Below are 6,048 nucleotides of genomic sequence, written 5' to 3'. Positions count from 1 at the left end.
AGATAGACGTCGTCCGGGATGACGGTGAGCGGTTGCGGCACTTCGATCAGCGGCGTTTCGGTCTTGGTGCCCACGAATGCCTGATCCCGTCGCCCCTCGACCAGAATCTCGCGCTGTTCGTCGGCTTCCACCTCGGCGGGCGTGCGGCGGTCCAAATCGTCGGGCGCGGCTGCCCAAGTGGGCGATGCGACCAGAGCGGCCAGCGCCGTACCGGCCAGGATGATGGGCTTCATGATGCGGTCCCCTTGGAATCTTTGAGGGCCGATTAGTGATATTGATAACAAATCGCAATGCAGAATGCGGTTATGTGCCGCTCCGCCGGTCCTCAATCGCCTGTGATGCGGTTCACGATCTCGGTGATGGCATCGCGATCCAGCGGGTCGGGATCGATCGAGTTGTGGATTCCGATCCCCTCGACCAGGGCATCGAGCGCGCGGGTCGTCAGCGGATCGAAGAAGCGTTCCAGCGCGGCCCGGCTGTTGTTCATCCATCCCTGCATCACGCTGGACACGGACGGGTGCCGGGCCGCGAAGGCGTAGAGTTCGTAGCTGAGCAACAGGGTGCGGGGCTCGGCCCAGACCGATCCGGCGATGATGTCGATGATCGCCGCGCGAGCCCCGGCGCGGTCCTGCGCGTCGGCCAGGCGGGCCCGGAAGGCGTCGGAGCTTTCCTCGGCCAATTGGGTGAAGGCGGTCGTCAGCAGTTCTTCGAGCGACGCGAAATAATAGGTGACCGAACCCAGCGGCACCGCCGCCGCCGCCGCGATCCGGCGATGGGTGGTGCCCGATACGCCATGTTCGGCGATGACATCCAGCGTCGCGGTGACGATACGCCGTCGCCGGTCGGGATCGTTTGGCCGCGATCGTCCTTCCGACATGCGAAAACTCCGTTGCATAAGATGTGTACATTTGTACACATATCGCCCGACAGGGGCAGGGGCTTTCCGCCCGCCCTAACCCAAAAGAGGGAGAGGACCATGCAGGAAGCGCATCTGTCGCGGCGAGCGATTTTAGGGAGCGCGGTCGCCCTGGGCGTGCCGTCGATCGCGGCCGCCGCGCAAGGAACGCAGACGGCGACCGATATCATGGGACGTCGGGACGGGCGGTGGCTGAACGCGCCCCGATCATGGCGGGCCGGGCCGAATGGTGAGATGACGCTGGTGACCGACCGGGGCACCGATTTCTGGCGCGAAACCCATTATGGCTTCACCCGCGACAGCGGTCATTTTCTGGGCTTCCCGACCGGCGACGCCTTTACCGCGCAACTGCGCATCCGGGGGCGTTATGAAAAGCTGTACGATCAGGCGGGCATCATGGTCCGGCTCGACGCGCGGCGCTGGGTCAAGGCGGGGATCGAATTGTCCGATGGCCGGGCGATGCTCAGCAGCGTGCTGACCGATGGCCGTTCGGATTGGGCGACGGGGCCTTATGCGGGCGATGCCGCCGATTTCTGGATGCGCGCGACCGTCGCCGGGGGCGTGTTGCGGTTGCAGGTGTCGGCGGATGGGAAGAGCTGGCCCCTGGTCCGGCTGGCCCCGTTTCCGGTGGCGAGCGCCTATCAGGTCGGGCCGATGGCGTGCACGCCCGAGCGCGAGGGGCTGGAGGTGCGGTTCTCCGACCTGCGGATCACCGCGCCGCTGGGCAAAGACCTGCATGATTTGAGTTGATGGCGATGACCCAGAAAGAACGGATGCTGGCGGGCGAACTCTATCGCGCCGACGATCCCGAGCTGAGCGCGGACGCGGCGCGGGCCGCGGCCTGGATGGCGCGGTATAACGGCGCGGCCGGGGCGGGCGCGGAGGATCGTCATGCGATGCTGGTCGAAGGACTTGGCCAGGCCGGAGCGGGGGCGGTGGTGCGATCGCCCTTCCACTGCGATTATGGTTATAACATCCATCTGGGCGAGCGGGTCTTCCTCAACTTCGGCTGCGTCATCCTCGACGTGGTGCGGGTGGAGATCGGCGCGGGGACCCAGATCGGCCCCGGCGTTCAGATCCTGACCGCCGACCATCCCCGCGATCCGGCCTTGCGCGCCGAGGGGTGGGAGTTCGGCCGTCCGATCCGCATCGGCGCGAATGTGTGGATCGGGGGAGGGGCGCTGATCCTGCCTGGCGTGTCCATCGGCGACGATGCGATCATCGGGGCGGGCAGCGTCGTGACCCGCGACGTGGCGGCGGGCGCGACCGTGATGGGCAATCCCGCAAGGCCCGCCCGCGGATGAGCGACCCGATGACGGTGGCGTCGGCGGGGCGCGGCGGAACCAGACCGCATTTTCAGGTGCTGGACGGCCTGCGTGGCACTGCCGCCCTGCTGGTCGTCGCCTTTCATATCCAGGGCATCACCGTCCTGTTCGCGCCGGACCGGCTGTTGTTGCCGCATGCCTATCTGGCGGTGGATTTCTTCTTCGCGCTGTCGGGCTTCGTCGTCGGCTATGCCTATGACGACCGGTGGGGGCGGATGAGCGTGCGGGACTTCCTCGTGCGGCGGTTGGTACGGCTGCACCCGCTGGTCGTGCTGGGTGTGGTGCTGGGGCTGGTCAGCTATCTGCTCGATCCCTTTGCCGGGGATCGGCAACAGGCATCGGGGATGCTGGTGGCGCTGGCCTTTGTCGCGGGGCTGCTGGCGCTGCCGTCGGGGCCGTTGCCCAACCGGCTGGGGGACAGCCATCCGCTCAATGCGCCCGCCTGGACGCTGTTTCAGGAATATATCGCCAATCTGGCCTATGCCTTGGTATTGCGGCGGTTGACGCTCCCCTGGCTGGTCGGGTTGACCGCGATCGCCGCGCTGGTGTCCGCCGCGACGGCACTGATGCTCGGCTCCTATGATACGGGCTGGGGGCTCGCCAATTTCTGGGGCGCGCCGGTCCGGCTGGCCTATCCGTTCCTGGCGGGGCTGTTGCTTTATCGACTGGGCGAGCGGTTGCCGCGCGTGCGGCTGGGCTTTGGATGGTTGAGCCTGATCCTGTTGGCGGTCTTCGCCGCGCCGGTGCTGCCGGAGGAGGGCGGGGTGAAGTGGAACGGCGTCTATCAGGCGGCCTGCGTGCTGTTCCTGTTTCCCGCGATCCTGATCCTGGGACGGCATTCGGACGGGGGCCGGGTGACGCAAGCGCTGTGCCGGGCGGCGGGGCGGCTCTCCTATCCGCTGTACATCATCCATTATCCGTTCGTGTATGTCTATATGAACTGGGTGGCGAGCGAGCGTGCGAGCAGCGGCATGACGGCGATGGTCGCGGTGTCGCTCTATCTGTTCACCATCGCCTTCGCCATGATCGCGCTTCGCGTCTGGGACAAGCCGATCCGCCGGTTTCTGGCGCGGAGGGGCGGCGTCGCGTAACGCCGCCCCCGATGCTCAATAGGTGTAGCGCAAGGTCGCGAACACCGTGCGCGGGCTGCCATAATAATTGCCGCGCGCGGTGGAGTTGATGCGGGCATAATAGGTCTTGTCGAACACATTGTTGACGTTGACCGACAGGCCCAGCCGCTGGTTCACCTCATAGCCCGCGCGCAGATCGACCACGGCATAGGCCCCCTGCCGGACGATGGTGGAGGGCACGAACGCCCCTTGCGCGTTGCGGGTCGCCGCCGCGCCGCCATAGGTCTCGCTGAACCAGGTCATCCCGCCGCCCAGGCTGGCCCCCTGGAGCACGCCGCCCTGCGGCTTGTAGTTGGTGAACAGCTTGACCATATGCTCGGGGATGATCGGGGTCAGGGTCAGCCCCTCGACCACCGGATTGATGTCGGAGAGATATTTGGTGCGGGTCAGGCTGTAGCCGCCATTGATCCGCCAGCCCGGCAGGATCTCGCCCGATGCCTCCGCCTCGATGCCGCGTGCGCGGACCTTGCCGAGCTGATAGACGATGAGCAGGTTGTCGGGGTCGTTGATCGTGCGGTTGCGCTGCGTGATCTGATAGGCCGCGGCGGACAGCAACAGGCGCTTGTCCATCAGGGCCAGTTTGGTCCCTGCCTCATATTGGTCGCCGACCAGCGGCTCGATCGGGCGTCCGTCGGGGCGCTGGCGGCCGCCCGAGCTGACCGGACTGAAGCTGTCGGCATAGCTGGCATAGACGTTCCAGTCGCCGGTCACGTCCCACACCGCGCCCGCATAGGGGGTGAAGCGGCCGTTGAAGCCATAGCGGGTCGGGGCCGGGATCGTGCCCGAGGCGACCAGCAGGGTACGGATCGTCGTGTCCCACCACGTCACGCGCCCGCCGCCGGTCAGGGTCAGGCCCGCGACCGGGCTGAGCCGCATCTGGCCGTAAATGCCATATTGCTCCACGTCGGTCGCGCTGCCGCCATAGACCTGGGTGACGAAGCGGTTGGTGCCCGGCACGCGATAGGGCGCCGAGGGGCCATAGGGGTTCAGCGCCGGTTCGGGCGGCGAGACGGGATCGAAGACGTTGATCGTCGCAAAGTTCGACAGGCGGGTATAATAGGAGGTGCCCGAGCTGGCCTGATAATCCCAACCCAGGATCAGCGTCTGGTCGCGGCCGAAAAGCGGAAAACTGCCGATCGCATTGAAGTCGAAGGCGCGGGTCTGTTGCTTGCTGTCGCCGCGATAGGCGATCTGGTTGGTGACGCCCTGATTGGCGGCGGTCACCGGCTGGCTGCCGATATAGCTGTAGATGTCGATGCGATCGACATCGGTATAGAGCCCGGTCGCGCGCAGCGTCCAGCGGTCGCTGACCCGGTGCGCCAGTTCGGCGAACCCGCTCCACGTCCTGGATTCGAACCGGTTCCAGTCCGCACCCAGATAGGTGGAGCGATCGACCGACAGCAGTCGCCCGTCGCTACCGTCGCTGCCGCCCGCATAGCCGGGCAGGCCCGACTGTATCGCGGGGCGGAAGCGGTCGTAATTGCCCCCGACCGTCAGGGTGGTGCGCTCGCCGATCTTGAGCGCGCCCGTGGCATAGGCGGCGACGCGGTTGCGGTGCGCGGTGTCGAAGAACTGGTCCTGATCCTGGCCCATGACCCCGAAGCGGAACCCCAGCCGCTCGCTGGCGGGGAGCGACGCGTCCAGCTCCAGCCGGACATTGTCGAAGCTGCCCAGCCCCGCCACCGCCTGCACCCGCGCGGTGTCGAGCGGACGCTTGCGGACCAGGTTGATGCTGCCCGCCGGATTGCCCGCGCCGCTGAACAGCCCTGCGGGACCGCGCAGCACCTCGACCCGGTCATAGAAGAACAGGTCGGGCACCACGGCGGGGAAGGCGAGGGCGAAGGTCGGGACGCCGTCGATCAGGTAATTGTTGATCGCGAAACCGCGCGAGAAATAGGACGGGTCCTCGCTGCCCACGCCGTTGACGGTGATGCCGTTGGTCGCGGTCAGCGCATCTTCCAGCGTGAACAGATTCTGCGCCTCGATCTGGTCGCGCTCGATCACCGTGACGGTGTTGGGAATGTCCTTGAGCGGGGTCACGGTCTTGCCGACCTCGCGGCCATAGCTTTTGCCAAGCACGACGATGTCGTTGCCGGTCTGGTCCCCCGCGCCATTGTCGGTCGACGGCGTGGCACGGTCCGCGACGATGGGCCGGGCCCCCTCGGCCAGCGCCGGTGCCGCCACCCCCGACAGAGCGAGCGCAAGCGTCTTCAATGCCGAACCAGCCAGCATGTTGTTCCCCAATCTTCTATTGATATGCAGTCGCAATAGTCATGAGGTGCGCGGGCGTAAACCCCCATCATGACAAAATCATCATCTTGGGGTCGGCGGGTCAGCGGCGGCGGCGCGTCTTTCCGCCGGAGGGGGCCATGTCTTCGGGCGGTTCGCCGGACTCGACCAGCTCGACGACCTCGAACGCATAGCCGAGCCAGCCCCGCTGGCGCATCGCCTCGGCCATGGCGGCATCGTTCGCCTTGGCGTCCTTGCGCGACTTGGCATGGCCCCAGAAGACTTCGGTACGACCACCGCCCAGATCGGCGACGATCCGCCAATAATGCGTGAAGGGCGCGGCGGTCGGGCCGATCGTCTTCACATAGCCATCGGCCATGGTCGCGGTCAGATAGCGGGTCTTGCGTGCCATCACGCCGCCATAGCGCGGTTCGGCGCCATGCTCATC

6 protein-coding genes and 1 pseudogene are annotated in these 6,048 nt (G+C 66.5%); 3 read left to right on the top strand and 4 right to left on the bottom strand.

The features are described 5' to 3' along the window. Together QE379_RS19525 and QE379_RS19520 are read right to left on the bottom strand one after the other, a co-directional pair. A pseudogene (locus tag QE379_RS19525) lies at nucleotides 1-233 on the bottom strand (TonB-dependent siderophore receptor); the annotation flags it as partial. Between the two features lie 92 nt (nucleotides 234-325). Continuing rightward, a complete protein-coding gene (locus QE379_RS19520) occupies nucleotides 326-877 on the bottom strand; it encodes a TetR/AcrR family transcriptional regulator (protein ID WP_307003009.1) in 552 nt (183 codons plus the stop codon). 99 nt (nucleotides 878-976) lie between these two features. Here QE379_RS19520 and QE379_RS19515 point away from each other — a divergent pair, with 99 nt between their 5' ends. The 3 genes from QE379_RS19515 to QE379_RS19505 are packed head-to-tail and all read left to right on the top strand — an operon-like array spanning nucleotide 977 to nucleotide 3,332. Further along, a complete protein-coding gene (locus tag QE379_RS19515; RefSeq protein ID WP_307003007.1) occupies nucleotides 977-1,666 on the top strand; it encodes a DUF1349 domain-containing protein in 690 nt (229 codons plus the stop codon). Nucleotides 1,667-1,671: 5 nt separating this feature from the next. Continuing rightward, a complete protein-coding gene (locus QE379_RS19510; protein ID WP_307003005.1) occupies nucleotides 1,672-2,220 on the top strand; it encodes a sugar O-acetyltransferase in 549 nt (182 codons plus the stop codon). Further along, nucleotides 2,217-3,332, top strand: a complete 1,116-nt coding sequence (locus QE379_RS19505) for an acyltransferase (RefSeq protein ID WP_307003003.1) — start codon at nucleotides 2,217-2,219, stop codon at nucleotides 3,330-3,332. Before QE379_RS19510 ends, QE379_RS19505 begins: the two co-directional genes overlap by 4 nt. Nucleotides 3,333-3,347: 15 nt before the next feature. On the opposite strand, the gene QE379_RS19500 is transcribed toward QE379_RS19505, so the two are convergent. Beyond that, nucleotides 3,348-5,585: a TonB-dependent siderophore receptor gene (locus QE379_RS19500; RefSeq protein ID WP_307003001.1), complete on the bottom strand. Its 2,238-nt coding sequence runs from the start codon at nucleotides 5,583-5,585 to the stop codon at nucleotides 3,348-3,350. A gap of 118 nt (nucleotides 5,586-5,703) precedes the next feature. Next, a complete protein-coding gene (locus tag QE379_RS19495; protein WP_307003000.1) occupies nucleotides 5,704-6,012 on the bottom strand; it encodes a hypothetical protein in 309 nt (102 codons plus the stop codon). Nucleotides 6,013-6,048: the final 36 nt, after the last annotated feature.

It is taken from the genome of Sphingomonas sp. SORGH_AS_0879 (assembly GCF_030819175.1).
Lineage (GTDB): Bacteria > Pseudomonadota > Alphaproteobacteria > Sphingomonadales > Sphingomonadaceae > Sphingomonas.
The sequence above is the reverse complement of the archived record's forward strand: the minus strand, read 5'-3'. Positions and strand labels throughout refer to the sequence as shown.

Coding starts and splice junctions, on each gene's coding strand:
- QE379_RS19520 (WP_307003009.1), bottom strand. CDS start 877: ATGTCGGAAGGACGATCGCGGCCAAACGATCCCGACCGGCGACGGCGT.
- QE379_RS19515 (WP_307003007.1), top strand. CDS start 977: ATGCAGGAAGCGCATCTGTCGCGGCGAGCGATTTTAGGGAGCGCGGTC.
- QE379_RS19510 (WP_307003005.1), top strand. CDS start 1,672: ATGACCCAGAAAGAACGGATGCTGGCGGGCGAACTCTATCGCGCCGAC.
- QE379_RS19505 (WP_307003003.1), top strand. CDS start 2,217: ATGAGCGACCCGATGACGGTGGCGTCGGCGGGGCGCGGCGGAACCAGA.
- QE379_RS19495 (WP_307003000.1), bottom strand. CDS start 6,012: ATGGCACGCAAGACCCGCTATCTGACCGCGACCATGGCCGATGGCTAT.